Genomic DNA, 19,261 nt, shown 5'->3' with positions numbered 1-19,261 from the left:
CTGGTGTTGCCCCCTTGAGGGGGAGGCGGCGACACGAAGTGCGCCGCTTCGGGGGTGGGCTACATCACGGCGCCGACTTGCCATGGGACGAATTCGTTTTGGCCGTAGCCGTGTTTTTCGCTCTTCGACGGTTCACCGGATGCCGTCGCCAGCACCAGTTCGAAGATCCGCTGGCCCATTTCCTGGATCGAGCTCGTGCCGTCGACGATCTCGCCGCAGTTGATGTCCATGTCTTCTTCCTGCCGCTGCCACAGCGCCGAGTTGGTCGCGAGCTTTAGCGACGGCGAGGGCGCGCAGCCGTAGGCCGACCCGCGCCCCGTGGTGAAGCAGATGACGTTCGCGCCGCCCGCCACCTGGCCGGTGGCGCTTACCGGGTCGTAGCCGGGCGTGTCCATGTAGACGAAGCCGTGCGCCGTGACCGGCTCCGCGTATTCGTATACCGCCTCGAGGTTGCTGGTGCCGCCTTTGGCCACGGCGCCGAGCGACTTCTCGAGAATGGTCGTGAGGCCGCCTGCCTTGTTGCCCGGCGAGGGGTTGTTGTTCATCTCGCCCTGGTTGATCTCGGTGTAGTGCTCCCACCACTTGATGCGGTCGACGAGCTTTTGCCCCACTTCGCGCCGCACCGCGCGGCGCGTGAGCAGGTGCTCGGCGCCGTAGACCTCGGGCGTTTCGCTCAGGATGGCCGTACCGCCATGCGCCACCAGCAGGTCGACCGCGGCGCCCAGCGCGGGGTTGGCGCTGATGCCCGAATAGCCGTCGGAGCCGCCGCACTGCAGACCGATCGTGATGTGCGCCGCGCTGCAGGGCTCTCGCTTCACCGCGTTGGCGCGCGGCAGCATCTCGTTGATCAGCGCGATGCCCTTCTCGACCGTCTTGCGCGTGCCGCCGGTGTCCTGGATGTTGAAAGTGCGAAAGTTCTCGCCCTCGGCCAGGTGGCCGGTCGCGAGCCAGGCATTGATCTGGTTCGCCTCGCAGCCCAGGCCCACCACCAGCACGCCCGAGAAGTTCGGGTGCGTGGCATAGCCCGTGAGCGTGCGCTCGAGGATCTGCATGCCCATGCCCTGCGTGTCCATGCCGCAGCCCGTGCCGTGCGTGAGGGCCACCACGCCATCGACGTTCGGGTAGTCCGCCAGCGCCGCGGGGTTCGTCCGGCGCGAGAAATGGTCGGCGATGGCGCGGGCCGCGGTGGCCGAGCAGTTCACGCTCGTGAGCACGCCGATGTAGTTGCGCGTGGCCACGCGGCCGTCCGCACGCCGGATGCCCATGAACGTCGCCTCGCGCTGCGCGGGCGCGGGCTTCACGTCGGCGCCGAAGGCGTAGTCGCGTTCGAAGTCGCCCTTGTCGGGGCCCATGTCGAGGTTGTGTGTGTGCACATGCTCGCCGGGGGCGATGGGCTTGCTCGCGAAGCCGATGATCTGGTTGTAGCGGCGAACCGGCTCGCCGGCGCCGATGGCGCGCGTCGCTACCTTGTGGCCCGCCGGAATCAGGCCGCGCACCGCCAGGCCCTCGACCGTGGCGCCGCCGACCAGCTGGCTGCGCGCGATCACGACGTCGTCGGCCGCATGAAGGCGAATGAAGGGATTCATCGTGGAACTCGTTGTGATGTCGTTGTGGTGTGGGGATCAGAAGAACATTCTCGGCAGCCAGAGAACCATCGACGGCATGTAGGTGATCGCCGCCAGTGCCAGCAGCAGCGGAATCAGCCACGGCAGGATCGCCATCGTCGTGCGCTCGAAGCTCAGGCCCGCCACGCGCGCCAGCACGAACAGCACCATGCCCATCGGCGGATGCAGCAGCCCGATCATCAGGTTCAGCACCATCACCAGGCCGAAGTGGATCGGGTCGACACCCAGCTGGATGGCGATGGGCAGCAGGATCGGCACCAGGATCGTGATCGCGGCCGTGGGCTCGAGGAAGCAGCCCACGAACAGCATCAGCAGGTTGGCCAGCAGCAGGAACACCCAGGCTTCCTTGGTGAAGCCCAGCACCCAGCTCGCGATGTCGGTGGTCACGCCGGTGGCGGTGAGCATCCAGCCGAAGATCGACGCGGCCGCCACGATGAACAGCACGGTCGACGTGGTCTCGACGGTGTCGAGGCAGACCTTGACGAACATCTTCCACGACAGCGTCTTGTACCAGGCGAAGCCGAGGATCATGGCCCACACGCAGGCCGCGATGGCGCCCTCGGTGGGCGTGAACAGGCCCGTGCTCATACCGCCGATCAGCAGCACGGGGGTCATGATCGGGAGCAGCGCCTCGAAGCGGAAGATGCGGTCGAGCACGAACAGCGACGCCAGGCCCGCAAACACCGTGAGCTGCGGCGGCGTGCCGAGCTTGGCCACCAGCAGCCACAGCATGAGCGGCCAGCCGACCACCACGGCCATCTCGCACATCGCCTTGAAGAAGCGCGTGCTCGAGAACTTGATGTCGCCGCCCCAGCCGTTGCGGTGCGCGAAGTAGGCCACCGTCAGCATCATCAGAATGGCCAGCAGCACGCCCGGAAGGATGCCCGCCAGGAACAGTGCGCCCACCGACACGTTGGCCATCATTCCGTAGATCACGAACGGCAGGCTCGGCGGAATGATCGGCCCGAGCGTGGCCGACGCCGCGGTCACGCCGACCGCGAACTCGGTCGAGTAGCCGTGCTCCTTCATCGCCTTGATCTCGATCGTGCCGAGGCCTGCGGCGTCGGCGATGGCCGTGCCGCTCATGCCCGCGAAGATCACCGAGCCCAGCACGTTCACATGGCCCAGGCCGCCCTTGAGCCAGCCCACGAGCGCGAGCGCGAAGTTGTAGATGCGGGTCGTGATGCCCGCGTTGTTCATCAGGTTGCCTGCCAGGATGAAGAAGGGCACCGCGAGCAGCGGAAAGCTGTCGATGCCGCTCACCATGCGGTGAATCACCACGAACGGCGGCAGGTTGCCGCTCACGAGGATGTAGGCCAGCGAGGCGCCGGCCATGGCCACGGCCACCGGAATGCCGCCCGCCATGAAGATCAGGAAGAAGATTTTCAGCATGCGCTTGTTCTTGTTGGAGGTTTCACCGGTCCGCGAGCGTGGACTCGGGGTGTTCGAGCACGCTGTAGCCGCGCTTCCAGTGCAGGCGCATCACCTGGACCGAGCGCCAGGTCATCGCCGCAAATCCGAACAGGCACAGCGCGTAGACGATGTTCATCGGCGCATCGACGATGGTCATGCGCGTGTTGTTGCCGATCTTCAGCATCATCTGCACCGTCATGACGACCGCGGCCGCGAAGAAGGCCGTGCGCAGCACATCGACCGCGCGCGAGAGCCAGCGTCCCATCGCCGCGGGCATGTGGCGGTAGAAGAAGTCGACCTGGATCTGGTTGTTCTTCGCCACCCCGATTGCCGCGCCGACGAACACCACGCCGATCAGCATGTAGCGCGCCACCTCCTCGGTCCAGGCGGCCGAGTCGTTCAGCACGTAGCGCGTGACGAACTGGTAGAACACGGTGAGCCCGAGCGCCCAGAAGATCGCCAGGGCGATCCAGCCCTCTGCGATCGTGTCGGAAAGATCGACGACCTCGTCTTCCGCATGGAAGTGGCCGTCGTCGTCGATGATCTTCTGTTCTGCAGTCAACGCAATCTCCTGGGGGCTCGGCCGTGGCTTACTTGATGTTCGAGATGCGGTCGTAGTCCTGCTGGCGGTAGCCGTGGTCGGTCGGCTTGGTGTTCTTCAGCACGGCTTCGCGGAACGCGGCCTTGTCGACCGTGATCACGTTGAGGCCCTTCTTCTTGAACTCGTCCACCAGGCGCGCTTCCGAGGCGATGACCTCGCGGCCCGTCTTCTCGGCGGCCTCCTGCATCACGTCGGTGAAGATCTTTTTCTCGTCGGCCGACAGCTTGCCCCAGAGCTGGCCCGAGACAATGGTCAGGAGCGAGTCGACGATGTGGCCCGTCAGCGAGATGTTCTTCTGCACCTCGAAGAACTTCTTGGCCTCGATGGTGGGCAGCGGGTTCTCCTGCGCGTCGACCGTGTTGTTCTGCAGCGCGAGGTAGACCTCGGCAAACGCGATCGGCGTGGCGTTGGCGCCCAGCGCCTTGGGGAAGGCCAGGTAGGCAGGCGCATCGGGCACGCGGATCTTCAGGCCCTTCATGTCTTCGGGCTTGGCCACCGGGCGGGCCGCGTTCGAGGTGACGTGGCGCGCGCCGTAGTAGTTGAGCGCCGTGATGTGGTTGCCTGTCTTGTCGTCGTAGCCCTTGGCGAGTTCCTTGAAGACGTCGCTCTTGGCGTACTTCAGCTGGTGCTCGGCGTCGCGGAAGATAAACGGAAAGTACGACACGGCCAGCGGCGGATAGCTGCGGCCCGCGAAGCTCGCGCCCGACAGGATGATGTCGACCGTGCCGAGCGTCAGGCCCTGGTTGATGTCGGCTTCCTTGCCCAGGCTCGAGGCGGGGAACACCTGGATGTCGTACTTGCCGTTGGTGCGCTTCTTGATCTCTTCGGCGGCCCAGACCGAGTACTTGTGGAAAGGCTCCGAGGTTTCGTACACGTGGGCCCACTTGAGCTTGGTCTGCGCGGCGGCGATGCCGGCCGTGCCCAGCGCGGTGGCGGCCAGGGCACAGGCGGCAATGGCTTTGAGGATGTGGCGTTTGCTGTTCATCGGTTTGTCTCCGTTGTGTGGATGAGAAAGAAATGCTGGCGGGTCAGGAGGCTTTCGCGCGGCGCCAGCTCGCGCTGAATCGGTGGTGGGAGTTGTCCAGGTGGGCGTGCATCGCGGCGCGCGCGGCCTCGGCGTCGCGGGCGGCGATCGCGTCGCGGATCGCCTCGTGCTCGGCGATCGCCGAGCGCCACGAGGCCACCGTCTCGAAATACCCGCCCAGCCGCGTGAAGATCGGGCCGTTGCGCGAGTCCCAGAAGCTCTGCACCGTTTCGACCAGCACCGCATTGCCGCTGGCGCCGACGATGGCCAGGTGGAACGCACGGTCGCCATCGAGCGGCAGCACCTCGCGATCGGCAAGCTCGCACATCGTCCTGATGGCGCGGCTCATTGCATCGACATCCTTGCGCTTGCCCTGGACGGCAGCGATGGCGGCGGTCTCGCCCTCGATCACGCGGCGCGCGCGGATCAGCTCGAGCGGGCCCCATTCGGTGGGCGCCACCGGCTTGCTCGCGCGGTGCGTGCGGTCGAGCACATAGACGCCCGAACCGGTGCGCACCTCGACCCAGCCCTCGACCTCGAGCGCGATCAGCGCCTCGCGCACCGACGGCCGGCTCACGCCCAACTGCTTGGCCAGGTCGCGCTCGGCCGGTAGCCGCGCGCCCACGGCAAACTCGCCCTGCCCGATCAGCGCGCGGAGCTGGTCGGCAATCTGGCGGTACAGGCGCTGGGGTTCGACGGTCTGGAGCGGCACGGTGGACGGTTAAGGGTTGTCCTGAATTGGACAAGTGGTAAGGCCAATTCAGAATACGATCCGCACCGCGCCGTCGCCATCGGGCCAAACCCTGAACACCGCCTTGCAGGTGCCCCACTTTTTCCATTCAAGGAGACATGCATGAGACTCAAGGGCAAGACCGCGCTGGTCACGGCCGCCGGGCAGGGCATCGGCCACGCGAGCGTGCTCGCGATGGCGGCCGAAGGCGCGGAAGTCTGGGCGACCGACGTCAACGAGCAGCTGCTCGAACGCTATGCGGGCGTTGCCAACGTGCGCACCGCCCGCCTCGACGTGCTCGACCGGACGGCGATCGACGCCTTCTTCGCGCGCGTGCCCACGCTCGACGTGCTGTTCAACTGCGCGGGCGTGGTGCACAACGGCACCGTGCTCGACGCTACCGACCGCGACCTGGAATTCGCGTTCAGCCTCAATGTGCGCGCGCAGTTCTGGACCATCCAGGCGGCGCTGCCCGGCATGCTGGCGGCCGGCCGCGGCAGCATCATCAACATGGCGAGCGTCTGCTCGAGCATGAAGGGCCTGCCCAACCGCTTCGTCTACGGCACCACCAAGGCCGCGGTGCTCGGCCTCACCAAGAGCGTGGCGGCCGACTTCGTGGCGCGCGGCATCCGCTGCAATGCCGTGTGCCCCGGCACGGTCGACACGCCCTCGCTCGGCGAGCGCATCAACGCCAATGCCGATCCCGACGCCGCGCGCCTGGCATTCATCGCGCGCCAGCCGATGGGCCGGCTCGCGCAGGCCGAGGAGATCGCGCCCGTGGTGGTGTTCCTCGCGAGCGACGAGTCGGTGTTCGCCACCGGCCAGGCCTTCACCGTCGACGGCGGCATCACGATATGAACCGGCTCGACTTCGACGGCCGCCATGCGGTGGTGACCGGCGGCGCCACTGGCCTGGGCTACGGCATCGCCGAACGGCTCATCGCCTCGGGCGGCAGCGTCACGCTGTGGGACCGCGACGAAGCCGCCGCCGCCAAGGCTGCCGCTGCGCTGGGCCCCAATGCCTTTGCCGTGCGCGTCGATGTGGCCCAGCACGATTCCGTGGTTCGGGCGTTGGCCGACACGCTCGCGCAGTCGCCGCGCATCGACGCGCTGGTCAACAGCGCCGGCATCACCGGCCCCAACACCAAGCTGTGGGACTATCCCGTGGACGACTGGCGCCAGGTGATGGAGGTCAACATCAACGGCGTGTTCCTCTGCTGCCGCGAAGTGGTCGCGCAGATGCGCACACAGGGCTACGGCCGCATCGTCAACATCGCTTCGGTGGCCGGCAAGGAGGGCAACCCCAATGCCAGCGCCTACAGCGCGAGCAAGGCCGCGGTGATCGCGCTCACCAAGTCGCTCGGCAAGGAACTGGCCGACACCGGCATCCGCGTCAACTGCGTAACGCCCGCGGCAGTCAAGACTGCCATCTTCGACCAGATGACGCCCGAGCACATCGCGTTCATGCTGTCGAAGATCCCGATGGGCCGCTTCGGCACCGTGGAGGAAGTGGCCGCGATGGTCGGCTGGCTTTGCACCGAAGATTGCGCGTTCGCCACCGGTGCGGTCTTCGACCTTTCCGGCGGCCGTTCGACCTATTGAGTATTTTTCGATTCCCCAAGAAAGGACAGCATGAAACTCGTTCGCTATGGCAACCCCGGCAAGGAGAAGCCCGGCCTCATCGACGACGAAGGCCGCCTGCGCGACCTGAGCGCCCTGGTCGCCGACATCGGGCCCGACCAGCTCGGCGACGCCGCGCTGGCAAAGCTGCGCCGGCAGAAGATCGACAAGCTGCCGCTGGTGCGCGGCAAGCCGCGCTTCGGCTGCCCGGTTGCCAACGTCGGCAAGTTCATCGCCATCGGCCTGAACTATGCCGACCACGCCGCCGAGTCGGGCCTGCCGATCCCGAAGGAGCCGGTGGTCTTCATGAAGGCCACCAGCTGCATCCAAGGCCCGAACGATCCGGTCATGCTGCCGAAGAACTCGGTCAAGAGCGACTGGGAGGTGGAGCTCGGCGTGGTCATCGGCGCGCGCGCCAGCTACGTGTCGCAGAAGGACGCGCTCGACTACGTGGCCGGCTACTGCACCATCAACGACGTGAGCGAACGCGAGTTCCAGATCGAGCGCGGCGGCACCTGGGACAAGGGCAAGGGTTGCGACACCTTCGGCCCGATCGGCCCCTGGCTCGTCACGCGCGACGAAGTGCCCAACCCGCAGAAGCTGTCGATGTGGCTCGACCTCAACGGCAAGCGCATGCAGACGGGCAGCACCAAGACCATGATCTTCAGCATCGCCAAGATCGTGAGTTACCTGAGCCAGTTCATGACGCTGATGCCCGGCGACGTCATCACCACCGGCACGCCGCCCGGCGTGGGCCTGGGCATGAAGCCGCCGCTCTACCTGAAGAAGGGCGACGTGATGACGCTGGGCATAGAAGGGTTGGGCGACCAGCGGCAGGACGTGATTCCGTTCAAGCGCTGACGCACGACACGCTGCGCGCGCCTCAGCGCAGCGCGCGCAGCAGCGCGTCGTAAACCAGCCGCACGCGCGCCGGCACCGGCGCGCGCTGCGAGCGGTAGACATGGATCGGCCAGGGCTCGGGCGCCTCGGCCTCGAGCACCGCCACCAGCTCGCCCGATGCCAGCAGCGGTTCGGCCAGCGGCGCCACGAGCTGGCCGAAGCCCAGGCCCGCGCGCACCGCGGCGCATTCGGCATCGACGTCGTCGGTCACGAACGCGGGCGCGGTGATCGGCATCTGCCGCCCCTTGCTGAAGAACCATGACCATGGACGGCCCGCACTGCGGTCGATCAACCCCGTGAGCGGCAGCCGCGACAGGGCTTCGAGCGTTTCGGGCACGCCGGTGCGCGCCACCAGGGCCGGCGCCGCCACTACGTAGAGCGCCATCTTTCCCACCACGCGTGTGACGAAGCGCGCATCGCGCACCGGGCCGGCGCGCACACCGATGTCGATCTGTTCGTCCACCACGTCGGCATGCTGCTCGGACAGTCGCAGGTCGAGCACCAGCCCCGGATGCTCGGCGAGCATCGGCGCCAGCGCCTCGGGGATCAGCCGGCGGCCGAACACGTTGGGCGCCGTCACGCGCACCGTGCCCGCATGCTGCGAGAGCGCGCGCCGGTCGGTGCGGTGGAACAGCGCATCGACGCCGCCGACCGCCGCGCGCGCGCGCTGCGCGAGTTGGCGGCCGAAGTCGGTGAGCTGCACGCCGCGCGTGCTGCGATGGAACAGCGGCTCGCCGAGCTCGTCCTCCAGCTCGCGCACCGCGCGCGTGACGACCTGCGGCGACACCGACAGCCGCACCGCGGCCTCGCGGAAATTGGCGGCGTCGGCGGCGGCGCAGAACACGCGGAGGGCTTCGAGGCGGTTGCTCATGAGTATTCCTGATTTCGGAATTTTGAAGTCGTGCAAGTTTCATTTACGGGAACACGTGGATTTTCCACACTGCATGCACCTCTTCAACTTCCTCAAGGAAATTCCCATGACATCCGTTCAAGACAACATCCGCGGCAAGGTCGCCATCGTCACCGGCGCGAGCAGCGGGCTCGGCGAATCCACCGCACGCCATCTCGCGCAGCGCGGCGCCAGGGTGGTGCTCGCAGCCCGCCGCACCGACCGGCTCGACAAGGTCGTGGCCGAGATCCGCGAGGCCGGCGGCGAGGCGATCGCGGTGGCGACCGACGTGTCGAAGCGCGACGATCTCGAGCGGCTGGCCGCCGCCACGGTCGAGGCCTTCGGCCGTATCGACGTGCTGGTCAACAACGCGGGCGTGATGCCGCTGTCGCCGATCGAGCGGCTGAAGGTCGACGAATGGAACCGCACCATCGACGTCAACATCAAGGGCGTGCTCTACGGCATTGCCGCGGTGCTGCCGCGCATGCAGGCGCAGGGCAGCGGCCACATCGTCAACATCTCGTCGATCGCGGGGCTCAAGGTGTTCACGCCGATCGGCACGGTCTACAGCGCCACCAAGCATGCGGTGCGTGCGATCTCCGAGGGGCTGCGCGTCGAGGTGGGCGACAGCGGCATCCGCGTGACCATCGTCTCGCCCGGCGCGATCGAGTCGGAGCTGAAGTTCGGCACCACCGATGCCGAGACCGCCGCCGGCGTGCAGGCCTTCTACGAGGCGAGCCAGATCCCGGCCGATTCGGTGGCGCGCGCGGTGGTCTACGCCGTCGAGCAGCCTGCCGACGTGGACATCAACGAAGTGGTGCTGCGGCCGGTATCGCAGGCGTTCTGAGCGGCGCGGGCCACCGCCCGCCGGCCACTGCGATTAACCTAGGAAAACCGAAGGTTAATCGGCCTCAAATCCGGGAAGCCCCTGCAAAATAGAACGACCGTTCGTTTTATTTGAGGTTCCCGATGTCCGTCACCGCAGTCTCCGCCAAGCCACGCGCCGCCCAGAAGGGCCAGCAGACCAAGGCCGTGATCGTCGACGCCGCGCTCGCGCTGGCGGCCCAGATCGGGCTCGAGGGCCTCTCGATCGGCGCGGTGGCCGAAATCACCAAGATGAGCAAGTCGGGCGTGTTCGCCCACTTCGGCTCGCGCGAGGAGCTGCAGATCTCGGTGGTGCGCGAGTATCACGCACGTTTCGAGCAAGAGGTGTTCTATCCCGCGCTCGAGGCGCCGCGCGGCCTGCCCCGGCTGCGCGCGATGTTCGCCAACTGGATGAAGCGCACCTCGGCCGAGATCGACTCGGGCTGCATCTACATCAGCGGCGCCTCCGAGTTCGACGATCGCCCGGGCCCCGTGCGCGATGCCCTCGTGGAGTCCGTCAGCATCTGGCAGGCCGCCGTGCTGCGCGCCATCGTGCAGGCCAAGAGCGAAGGCCACCTGCGCGCCGATGCCGACGAGCGGCAGATCGCCTTCGAGATCCACGGCCTGATCCTCGCGCTGCACTACGAAGCGCGCTTTCTGCAGGTGCCCGGCTCGATCGCGCGCGCCAACGTCGGCTTCGACAACATCCTCGCGCGCGCGGCCACGCCCGAAGCGCCGCCCGCTGCTGCTGCCGCCAAGCCTGCCGCACGCCGCCTCAAGACGGTGCGCTGAGCGGCCACGATTTCGCTTTCTCGCTTTCCCCCTTCTTTTTTTACCCAGCTTCGACCAGGAGAGTCCCGGATGCCGACCTATACCCCACCCGTGCGCGACATGCAGTTCGTGCTGCACGAGATGCTGAACGTTTCCGACGAGCTCAAGGCACTCCCGGCCCATGCCGAGACCGACGCCGACACCATCAACGCGGTGATCGAGGAAGCCGGCAAGTTCGCGGCCGAGGTGACCTTTCCGCTCAACATCAGCGGCGATGAAGAGGGCTGCACGCTCGACAAGGCGACGCACGAGGTGAAGACGCCCACCGGCTTCAAGGAGGCCTATGCCAAGTTCGTCGAAGGCGGCTGGCCGGCGCTCTCGTGCGACCCTGAACATGGCGGTCAGGGCCTGCCCTACGTGGTCAACCAGTGCCTGTATGAAATGCTCAACAGCGCCAACCAGGCCTGGACCATGTACCCGGGCCTCTCGCACGGCGCCTACGAGGCGCTGCATGCCTACGGCACGCCCGAACAGAAGAAGACCTACCTGCCCAAGCTCACGAGCGGCGAGTGGACCGGCACCATGTGCCTGACCGAGCCCCATTGCGGCACCGACCTGGGCCTGCTGCGCACCAAGGCCGAGCCCCAGCCCGATGGCACCTACCGCATCACCGGCAGCAAGATCTTCATCTCGGCCGGCGAGCACGACATGGCCGAGAACATCATCCACCTGGTGCTGGCCCGCCTGCCCGACGCGCCCAAGGGCAGCAAGGGCATCAGCCTGTTCGTGGTGCCGAAATTCCACGTCAAGGCCGACGGCGCGCTCGGTGATCGCAACCCGATCTTCTGCGCCGGCCTGGAGCACAAGATGGGCATCCACGGCAACGCCACGGCGCAGATCGTGATCGAAGGCGCCACCGGCACGCTGGTGGGCGAACCGCACAAGGGCCTGGCCGCGATGTTCGTGATGATGAACGCCGCGCGCCTTGGCGTGGGCAACCAGTCGCTGGGCCTGACCGAAGTGGCCTACCAGAACGCACTGGCCTACGCCAAGGACCGCCTGCAGATGCGCTCGCTCTCGGGCGTGAAGGCCAAGGACAAGGAAGCCGACCCGATCATCGTGCACCCCGATGTGCGCAAGATGCTGCTCACCGCCAAGGCCTACGCCGAGGGCGGCCGCGCGCTGCAGATCTTCTGCACGCTGCTGCTCGACAAGGCGCACCACCATCCCGACGAGAAGGTGCGCAAGGACTCCGACGAGATCGTGGCGCTGCTCACGCCGATCGTGAAGGCCTTCATCACCGACAACGGCCACATCGCGACCAACGCCTGCATGCAGGTGTTCGGCGGCCATGGCTTCATCAAGGAATGGGGCATGGAGCAGTTCGTGCGCGACAACCGCATCAACATGATCTACGAAGGCACCAACACCGTGCAGTCGCTGGACCTGCTGGGCCGCAAGATCCTCGGCAACAACGGCGCGTCGCTCAAGAAGTTCGGCAAGCTCGTGGCGAAGCTGGTCGAGGAAGAGGGCGTGAACGAGAAGATGGCCGAATTCATCAATCCGATCGCGGGCCTCGGCGACCAGCTCACCAAGTTCACGACCGAGATCGGCTTCAAGGGCTTTCAGAACCCCGACGAAGTGGGCGCCGCCGCGGTGGACTACCTGCGCGTGGCCGGGCATTTCGTGTTCGGCTACCTGTTCGCGCGCATGGCGCAGGTCGCGCTGCGCGAGATCGCCGCAGGCAATGCTGATCCCTTCTACGTCGCCAAGCTGCAGACCGCGCGCTTCTACTTCGCCAAGCTGTTCCCCGAGACCGCGACGCTGATGCGCACCGCGCGTGCCGGCAGCAAGGTGCTGATGGACACCGACGCCGCGCTGGCCTGAGCCGACCATGAAAAAAGCAATGCTCGCAGCCCTCGTGCTCGCCGCGGTCTCGTCCGCGGCCATGGCCCAGGCCACGCCCGTGGGCCTGTGGCGCAACGTCGACGACAAGACCGGTGAGGCCAAAGCCGAGATCCGAATCGCCGAAGCCAACGGCGCACTCGTCGGGCGCATCGAGAAGTCGTTGAAGAAGGATGCGAAGCCCGACGCGGTCTGCGACGAATGCAGCGACGACCGCAAGGGCAAGCCGATCGCGGGTCTCGAGATCGTCCGCGGCGGCAAGAAGGCCGAGGGCAAGGACGTCTGGGAAGGCGGCCGGATCCTCGACCCCGAGAACGGCAAGGAATACCGCGCGAGCTTCACGCCCATCGATGGTGGCAAGAAGCTCGAGGTGCGCGGCTACCTCGGTCCGTTCTGGCGCACCCAGACCTGGAACCGCGTGCAGTAAGCCTGCTGCACGCAACCCATCCAAGAAATACGAAGCAACATGTCCCGATTTCAAGTGAAAAAGGTCGCCGTGCTCGGCGCCGGCGTGATGGGCGCGCAGATCGCCGCCCACCTCGTCAACGTGCGCGTGCCCGTCGTGCTGTTCGACCTGGCCGCTAAAGAAGGCCCGAAGAATGGCATCGTCACGCGCGCCATCGACAACCTCAAGAAGCTCAAGCCCGCGCCGCTCGGCGACGTCGGCGACGCGGTGCTGATCGAACAGGCCAACTACGACGACGACCTTGCCAAGCTCGGCGAGTGCGACCTCATCATCGAAGCGATTGCAGAGCGCATGGACTGGAAGCTCGATCTCTACAGGAAGATCGCGCCGCACGTGGCCAAGCATTCGATCCTGGCCTCGAACACCTCGGGGCTGTCGATCACCAAGCTCAGCGAGGCATTGCCCGAGGCGTTGAAGCCACGCTTCTGCGGCATCCACTTCTTCAACCCGCCGCGCTACATGTTCCTGGTGGAGCTGATCAACACGCCCACCACCGAGCCGCAGGTGCTCGACGACCTCGAGGCCTTCGTCACCAGCACGCTCGGCAAGGGCGTGGTGCGGGCGCACGACACACCCAACTTCATCGCCAACCGCGTCGGCATCGCCGGCATGCTGGCCACGCTGAAGGAAGTCGAGAAGTTCGGCCTCACGCCCGACGTGGTGGACGACCTCACGGGCAAGAAGCTGGGCCGCGCAAGTTCGGGCACCTTCCGCACGGCCGACGTGGTGGGCCTGGACACCATGGCCCACGTCGTCAAGACGCTGCAGGACAACCTGAGCGCCGAGACCGATCCGTTCTACGCCAACTTCGCGACGCCGCCGGTGCTCGCCAAGCTGCTCGAACTCGGCCACCTGGGCCAGAAGACCAAGGCCGGCTTCTTCAAGAAGGTCGGCCGCGACATCCTGCGCTTCGACCAGGCCAGTGGCGAGTACGTGCCCGCGGGCGCCAAGGCCGACGAGGTCTACGGCCGCATGCTCAAGAAGCCCGCGGGCCAGCGCCTGAAGCTGCTGCGCGAGGCCGAAGGGCCGCAGGGCCAGTTCCTCTGGGCGATCCTGCGCGACAGCTTCCACTATGCCGCCGTGCACCTGGCCGAGATCGCCGAGAGCGCGCGCGACATCGACTTCGCGATGCGCTGGGGCTTCGGCATGAAGCAGGGCCCGTTCGAGCTCTGGCAGGAAGCCGGCTGGACCCAGGTCGCGCGCTGGATCCAGGACGACATCGATGCGGGCAAGGCATTGAGCACCGCGCCGCTGCCGAAATGGGTGTTCGAGGGCCCGGTCGCCGAGGCCGGCGGCGTGCACACGCCCGAAGGTTCGTGGAGCGCGTCGCAAGGCAAGTTCGTGCCCCAACGCAAGCTGCCGGTGCATGCGCGCCAGCTGTTCCCCGAGAGCGTGCTCGGCGCCGACGCGACCGATGCGAACACCGCGGGCACCACGATCAGCGAAGAGGGCGACGTGCGCGTCTGGACGCTCGACGGCGAGGTGCTGATTGCCAGCATCCAGTCGAAGATGCATGCGATCAGTCCCGACGTGGCCGAGGCGCTCGGCGCCGCGGTCGAACTGGCCGAAGCCGAATACAAGGGCCTCGTGATCTGGTCGCCCGACGAGATGTTCTCGGTCGGCGCCGACCTGCAGGCGATGCTGCCGGCCTTCGTCGTCGCCGGGATCGGTGCGGTCGAAGGGGCCGAGGAAGAGCTGCAGAACGTGATGCTCAAGATCCGCTACGCCAGCGTGCCGGTGGTGTCGGCCGTGCGCGGCATGGCGCTCGGCGGCGGCTGCGAGCTGGCGGTGTATTCGGCCAGGCGCGTGGCGGCGATGGAAAGCTACATCGGCCTGGTCGAAGTGGGCGTGGGCCTGATCCCGGGCGCAGGCGGCCTGACCTACATCGCGCGCCGCGCGGCCGAGAACGCCGCGGCCTCGACCGGCAGTGACCTGCTGCCGTTCCTGACCGAAGGCTTCACCGCCGCCGCGATGGCCAAGGTCGGCACCGGCGCGCTCGATTCGAAAAAACTCGGCTACCTGCTCGACAGCGACGTGATCGTGCCCAACAAGGACGAGCTGCTGTACGTGGCGCTGCAGCAGGCCAAGGCCATGGCCGATGCCGGCTGGCGCCCGCCGCTGCGCCGCAGCTTCCGCGTGGCGGGCCGCAGCGGCGCCGCGACGATCAAGGGCCAGCTCGTGAACATGCGCGACGGCGGCTTCATCAGCGCGCACGACTTCCACATCGCGAGCCTGATCGCGCACGTGGTCACCGGCGGCGACGTGGATGCCGGTTCGCTCGTGACCGAGGAATATGTGATGGCGCTGGAGCGCAAGGCGTTCTGCTCTCTGATCGTGCATCCCAAGACGCAGGAGCGGATCATGGGGATGCTGAGCACGGGGAAGCCGGTGCGCAACTGAGCCGGCGAAGACCATGAGCGAAGACCTCGATCCGTCCGGTTCCCTCTCCCGCTTGCGGGAAAGGGCCAGGGTGAGGGCGAGAGCGCTTCGCGGAGCCCCGACCGACGCCGAATCGCTACTCTGGTTTCATTTGCGCGATCGCCGCCTCGGCGGCTTCAAATTCCGTCGCCAACGACCTATCGGCCCTTACTTTGCCGACTTCGCATGCCTCGAAACGAAGTTGGTCGTCGAACTGGATGGCGGACAGCATGCAGAAGCTGCCGTCTACGACGAGCGTCGTACACGCTTCATCGAAGCGAAAGGCTGTCGTGTTCTTCGCTTCTGGAACAACGAAGTGCTGACGCAGACAGATGCTGCTCTCGAACGGATCCTGCTGGCGCTCCAAGACGGCAACCCTCACCCCAGCCCTCTCCCGCAAGCGGGAGAGGGGGCAAGACAAGATACAAGGACTGAAAAGCCATGAAACAAACCCAAGACGCCTACATCGTCGCCGCCACCCGCACCCCCATCGGCAAGTCCCACCGCGGCTACTTCCGCAACCACCGCCCCGACGACCTGCTCGCGACCACGCTCAAGGCCGCACTCGCCGCGGTGCCCAGCCTCGACCCGCAGGCCATCGAAGACATCATCTGCGGTTGCGCTATTCCAGAAGCGCAGCAGGGCCTCAACGTCGCGCGCATCGGCGCGGTTCTGGCGGGCCTGCCGACCAGCGTCGGCGGCATCACCGTCAACCGCTTCTGCGCCTCGGGGCTGTCGGCCGTGCAGATGGCGGCCGACCGCATCCGCGTGGGCGAGGCCGACGTGATGATCGCGGCCGGCGTCGAGAGCATGAGCATGGTGCCGATGATGGGCAACGCGCCGTCGCTTTCGCCGTCGATCTTCGAACGCGACGGCGACGTCGGCATTGCCTACGGCATGGGCCTCACGGCCGAGAAGGTCGCGCAGCAGTGGAAGGTCGGCCGCGAGGCGCAGGACGCGTTTGCGCTCGCCTCGCACCAGAAGGCACTGGCAGCGCAGAAGGCCGGCAAGTTCGCCGACGAGATCACGCCGATCGAGGTGACCGACCGGGTGCCGAACCTCGAGACCGGCGAGTCGGTCGCGACCACGCGCACGGTGACGCTCGACGAAGGCGCGCGCCCCGACACCAGCCTCGAAGGCCTGGCGAAGCTGCGCACCGTGTTCGCCGCGCGCGGCACGGTCACGGCCGGCAACAGCTCGCAGACGTCCGACGGCGCAGGCGCGCTGATCCTCGCGAGCGAGAAGGCGGTCAAGCAGTTCGGACTCGTGCCGCTCGCGCGCTTCGTGAGCTTCGCGAGCAAGGGCGTGCCGCCGCACATCATGGGCATCGGCCCGATCGAAGCCATTCCGGCCGCGCTGCGCTATGCCGGCCTGAAGCACGAGGACATCGACTGGTTCGAGCTCAACGAGGCCTTTGCGGCGCAGTCGCTCGCGGTGATCGATACGCTGGGGCTCGACCCGTCGAAGGTCAACCCGATGGGCGGCGCGATCGCGCTTGGGCATCCGCTCGGTGCGACCGGGGCGATCCGCTCGGCGACGGTGGTGCATGCGCTGCAGCGCGAGAAGCTCAAGTACGGCATGGTCACGATGTGCGTGGGCATGGGCCAGGGCGCCGCGGGCATCTTCGAACGCGTCTGACGGCCATGCAGGCACACCCGCACAAGCTCCCGGTCGACGGCGGCAGGCAGCAGATCGCGGTGCGCCACTACGCGCCCACGGCCGCGGCCGAGGCGCGCGCGAGCATCGTCATCGGCGGTGCGATGGGCGTGCGCCAGTCGTTCTACGAGCCGTTCGCGCGCTGGCTCGCCGCGCAGGGGTTCAGCGTTTGGACCTTCGACTACCGGGGCTCGGGCGATTCGCGCGCGGGTGCTTCGCTGCGGGGCTTCGACGCCGACCTCTTCGACTGGGCGCGCGACTACGAAGCGGTGGTCGATGCCGCCAATGCCGCGCTGCCTTCGCAGCCGCTCTACCTGCTCGGCCACAGCCTCGGCGCGCAGCTGCCGGGCTTGCTGCAGCGGCCAGAGCAGGTCGACGGCCTGGTGAGCATTGCCGCGGGCAGCGGCTACTGGCGCGAGAACGCGCCGCGCCTGAAGCGCAGCATCCTGTATTTCTGGTTCGTGCTGGTGCCGCTGGCGACCCGGCTCTGGGGCTACTTTCCGGGCCGCCGGCTGCGCAAGGTGGGCGACCTGCCGCGCGGCGTGATCCTGCAATGGCGCCGCTGGTGCCTCGACCCGCGCTACAGCGTGGGCGCCGAGGGCGAGCGCGCGGCGCGCAGCTACAGCCGCGTGCGCTTCCCGGTGCTGGCGCTGTCGATGACCGACGACGAACTGATGACGCTGGCCGGCACGCGCAGCCTGCTGAGCTTCTACGACCAGGCGCCGCGGGCGATGGAGCGCATCGCGCCGGCCGACGTGCAGGCGTCGCGCATCGGCCATTTCGGCTTCTTCCGCGAGCAGTTCAGCGCCACCCTCTGGCCGAGCACGGTCGACAAGCTGCACCGGCTCGCGGCGATCACTGCGCCGTCGCTGGCGGGCGTCCCGCAGACGACTGCATGAGTCCACCCACCGGAGGCACACTGCGACCATGACGAGCACCCATCCCTTCGACAAGGCCCTGGCGCTGCAGCACAGCGACCTGCGTGCCGGCCACTTCACAGGCGCCACGAGCGCCGAATACTGGAACATGGTGGGGCCCTTCGGTGGCGCCACCGCGGCGATCGCGCTGCAGTCGGTGCTGCAGCATCCCGACCTGCTTGGCACCCCGCTCGCGCTGACGGTCAACTTCGCGGCCGCCCTCGTGGCCGGACCGTTCGACGTGCAGGCCACGGCCGTGCGCACCAACCGCTCGACGCAACACTGGACGGTGCAGATCACGCAGCCCGGTGCCGACGGCACGCCGAACATGACGACCACCGCCACCGTGGTCACGGCCGCGCGGCGCGAGACCTGGAGCCAAAGCGACCTGCCAATGCCCAAAGATGTGCCGCAGCCCGAGTCGGTCGAGCGCTTCAGCATCGGCCCGGCCGGCGTCGCCTGGCTCGATCGGTACGAGATGCGTCCGGTCAGCGGCTTCATCCCCACGCAGTGGGACGGCAGCGAGCAGCACAGCGAAAGCCTCTACTGGCTGCGCGAGGCCGAGCCGCGGCCGCTCGACTTCGCCTCGCTCGCGGCGATGAGCGATGTGTTCTATCCGCGCGTGTGGCTGCGCCGCGCGAAGCATGTGCCCGCGGGCACGGTGTCGATCACCACCTACTTCCATGCCGGTGACGCGCAGTTTGCCGAGGTCGGCACCGGCTACCTGCTGGGCCGCGCGACGGGCCAGCAGTTCTTCAACGGCTTCTTCGACCAGGCCGCGCAGCTCTGGAGCCAGAATGGCGTGCTGCTTGCCACCTCGAACCAGATCGTCTACTACAAGGAATAGACACCGCCCATGACGAAATCCGTCGACTTCTATTTCGACTTCGGCAGCCCCGCCGCCTACCTCGCCGCCACGCAGCTGCCGCACGTGTGCGCCGACACCGGCGCCGCACTGGTGTGGAAGCCGATCCTGCTCGGCGGTGTGTTCCAGGCCACCGGTAACCGCTCGCCGGCCGAGGTCAGGCCCAAGGGGCCCTACATGACGACCGACCTGCAGCGCTTTGCGAAGCGCTATGGGGTGCCTTTCGTCCACAACCCGCACTTCCCCGTCAATACGCTGCTGCTGATGCGTGGCGCCACGGGCGTGCAGATGAAGAACCCCGAGCGTTTCGGGGCCTACGTCGATGCCGTGTTCCACGCCATGTGGGTTGCACCGCAGAACATGAACGACCCGGCCACCGTGGGTGCGGTCCTGCAGAACGCCGGATTCGACGCCCAGCAACTGCTCGCGCTGGCCGGCGCGCAGGAAACCAAGGACCGGCTGAAGGCCGTCACGCAGGAAGCTGTCGAGCGCGGCGTGTTCGGTGCACCGACCATGTTCGTCGGCAGCGAGATGTTCTGGGGCCAGGACCGGCTCGATTTCGTGCGCGAGGCGCTCTCGGCCTGAGCGGCCCGGTCGC

General features: G+C 67.3%; 19 protein-coding genes. 13 read left to right on the top strand and 6 right to left on the bottom strand.

Going from position 1 to position 19,261, the window contains the following annotated elements; genetic code table 11:
* Positions 1–59: 59 nt before the first annotated feature.
* From AC3A6J_RS20390 to AC3A6J_RS20370, 5 genes are read right to left on the bottom strand one after another with little or no spacing between them, the layout of a single operon-like run.
* Positions 60–1,586, bottom strand: coding sequence for a UxaA family hydrolase (locus AC3A6J_RS20390; RefSeq protein WP_487861800.1), 1,527 nt, complete (start codon positions 1,584–1,586; stop codon positions 60–62).
* Positions 1,587–1,622: 36 nt separating this feature from the next.
* On the bottom strand, positions 1,623–3,017 hold the full coding sequence (locus AC3A6J_RS20385; protein WP_487861799.1) for a TRAP transporter large permease: 1,395 nt from the start codon (positions 3,015–3,017) through the stop codon (positions 1,623–1,625).
* 22 nt (positions 3,018–3,039) lie between these two features.
* Complete coding sequence (locus AC3A6J_RS20380; RefSeq protein ID WP_487861798.1) at positions 3,040–3,600, bottom strand: TRAP transporter small permease; 561 nt, start codon at positions 3,598–3,600, stop codon at positions 3,040–3,042.
* Between the two features lie 28 nt (positions 3,601–3,628).
* Entirely contained in the window at positions 3,629–4,624 is a 996-nt protein-coding gene (locus tag AC3A6J_RS20375) for a sialic acid TRAP transporter substrate-binding protein SiaP (protein ID WP_487861797.1), read from the bottom strand.
* A 43-nt stretch (positions 4,625–4,667) separates the two neighbouring features.
* Positions 4,668–5,375, bottom strand: coding sequence for a FadR/GntR family transcriptional regulator (locus tag AC3A6J_RS20370; RefSeq protein ID WP_487861796.1), 708 nt, complete (start codon positions 5,373–5,375; stop codon positions 4,668–4,670).
* A gap of 141 nt (positions 5,376–5,516) precedes the next feature.
* Between AC3A6J_RS20370 and AC3A6J_RS20365 the strand changes: the two genes are divergently transcribed.
* Genes AC3A6J_RS20365 through AC3A6J_RS20355 form a run of 3 tightly spaced genes read left to right on the top strand, consistent with a single transcriptional unit; the run spans position 5,517 to position 7,873 of the window.
* Entirely contained in the window at positions 5,517–6,251 is a 735-nt protein-coding gene (locus AC3A6J_RS20365; RefSeq protein WP_487861795.1) for an SDR family oxidoreductase, read from the top strand.
* Entirely contained in the window at positions 6,248–6,994 is a 747-nt protein-coding gene (locus tag AC3A6J_RS20360; RefSeq protein ID WP_487861794.1) for an SDR family NAD(P)-dependent oxidoreductase, read from the top strand. The genes AC3A6J_RS20365 and AC3A6J_RS20360 overlap by 4 nt, the downstream gene beginning before the upstream one ends.
* 30 nt (positions 6,995–7,024) lie before the next feature.
* Positions 7,025–7,873 (top strand): fumarylacetoacetate hydrolase family protein, encoded by an 849-nt coding sequence (locus AC3A6J_RS20355; RefSeq protein WP_487861793.1) that lies wholly within the window; start codon positions 7,025–7,027, stop codon positions 7,871–7,873.
* A 22-nt stretch (positions 7,874–7,895) separates the two neighbouring features.
* Here the strand turns inward: AC3A6J_RS20355 and AC3A6J_RS20350 are convergent, their stop codons facing one another.
* Complete coding sequence (locus AC3A6J_RS20350; RefSeq protein ID WP_487861792.1) at positions 7,896–8,783, bottom strand: LysR family transcriptional regulator; 888 nt, start codon at positions 8,781–8,783, stop codon at positions 7,896–7,898.
* Positions 8,784–8,889: 106 nt separating this feature from the next.
* Between AC3A6J_RS20350 and AC3A6J_RS20345 the strand changes: the two genes are divergently transcribed.
* From AC3A6J_RS20345 to AC3A6J_RS20300, 10 genes are all read left to right on the top strand, one after another.
* Positions 8,890–9,648: an SDR family oxidoreductase gene (locus tag AC3A6J_RS20345; RefSeq protein WP_487861791.1), complete on the top strand. Its 759-nt coding sequence runs from the start codon at positions 8,890–8,892 to the stop codon at positions 9,646–9,648.
* A 122-nt stretch (positions 9,649–9,770) separates the two neighbouring features.
* Positions 9,771–10,457, top strand: coding sequence for a TetR/AcrR family transcriptional regulator (locus AC3A6J_RS20340; protein WP_487861790.1), 687 nt, complete (start codon positions 9,771–9,773; stop codon positions 10,455–10,457).
* Between the two features lie 69 nt (positions 10,458–10,526).
* Entirely contained in the window at positions 10,527–12,323 is a 1,797-nt protein-coding gene (locus tag AC3A6J_RS20335; protein WP_487861789.1) for an acyl-CoA dehydrogenase C-terminal domain-containing protein, read from the top strand.
* A gap of 19 nt (positions 12,324–12,342) precedes the next feature.
* Positions 12,343–12,768, top strand: a complete 426-nt coding sequence (locus AC3A6J_RS20330; protein ID WP_487861788.1) for a DUF2147 domain-containing protein — start codon at positions 12,343–12,345, stop codon at positions 12,766–12,768.
* Between the two features lie 39 nt (positions 12,769–12,807).
* Positions 12,808–15,207, top strand: coding sequence for a 3-hydroxyacyl-CoA dehydrogenase/enoyl-CoA hydratase family protein (locus tag AC3A6J_RS20325; protein ID WP_487861787.1), 2,400 nt, complete (start codon positions 12,808–12,810; stop codon positions 15,205–15,207).
* A 13-nt stretch (positions 15,208–15,220) separates the two neighbouring features.
* The gene (locus AC3A6J_RS20320) at positions 15,221–15,670 is read left to right on the top strand and encodes an endonuclease domain-containing protein (protein WP_487861786.1); all 450 of its coding nucleotides are present in this window, start codon (positions 15,221–15,223) and stop codon (positions 15,668–15,670) included.
* Entirely contained in the window at positions 15,667–16,863 is a 1,197-nt protein-coding gene (locus AC3A6J_RS20315; RefSeq protein WP_487861785.1) for an acetyl-CoA C-acyltransferase, read from the top strand. The genes AC3A6J_RS20320 and AC3A6J_RS20315 overlap by 4 nt, the downstream gene beginning before the upstream one ends.
* Before the next feature lie 5 nt (positions 16,864–16,868).
* Positions 16,869–17,780 (top strand): alpha/beta hydrolase family protein, encoded by a 912-nt coding sequence (locus AC3A6J_RS20310; protein ID WP_487861784.1) that lies wholly within the window; start codon positions 16,869–16,871, stop codon positions 17,778–17,780.
* Positions 17,781–17,808: 28 nt separating this feature from the next.
* The gene (locus AC3A6J_RS20305) at positions 17,809–18,645 is read left to right on the top strand and encodes an acyl-CoA thioesterase (RefSeq protein WP_487861783.1); all 837 of its coding nucleotides are present in this window, start codon (positions 17,809–17,811) and stop codon (positions 18,643–18,645) included.
* A 9-nt stretch (positions 18,646–18,654) separates the two neighbouring features.
* Complete coding sequence (locus AC3A6J_RS20300) at positions 18,655–19,248, top strand: DsbA family protein (protein ID WP_487861782.1); 594 nt, start codon at positions 18,655–18,657, stop codon at positions 19,246–19,248.
* The last annotated feature ends 13 nt before the right edge of the window (positions 19,249–19,261 follow it).

It is taken from the genome of Variovorax sp. Soil_C_39 (genome assembly GCF_057656815.1).
Note: the sequence above shows the minus strand (reverse complement) of the source record. Positions and strands in the feature narration are given on the sequence as shown.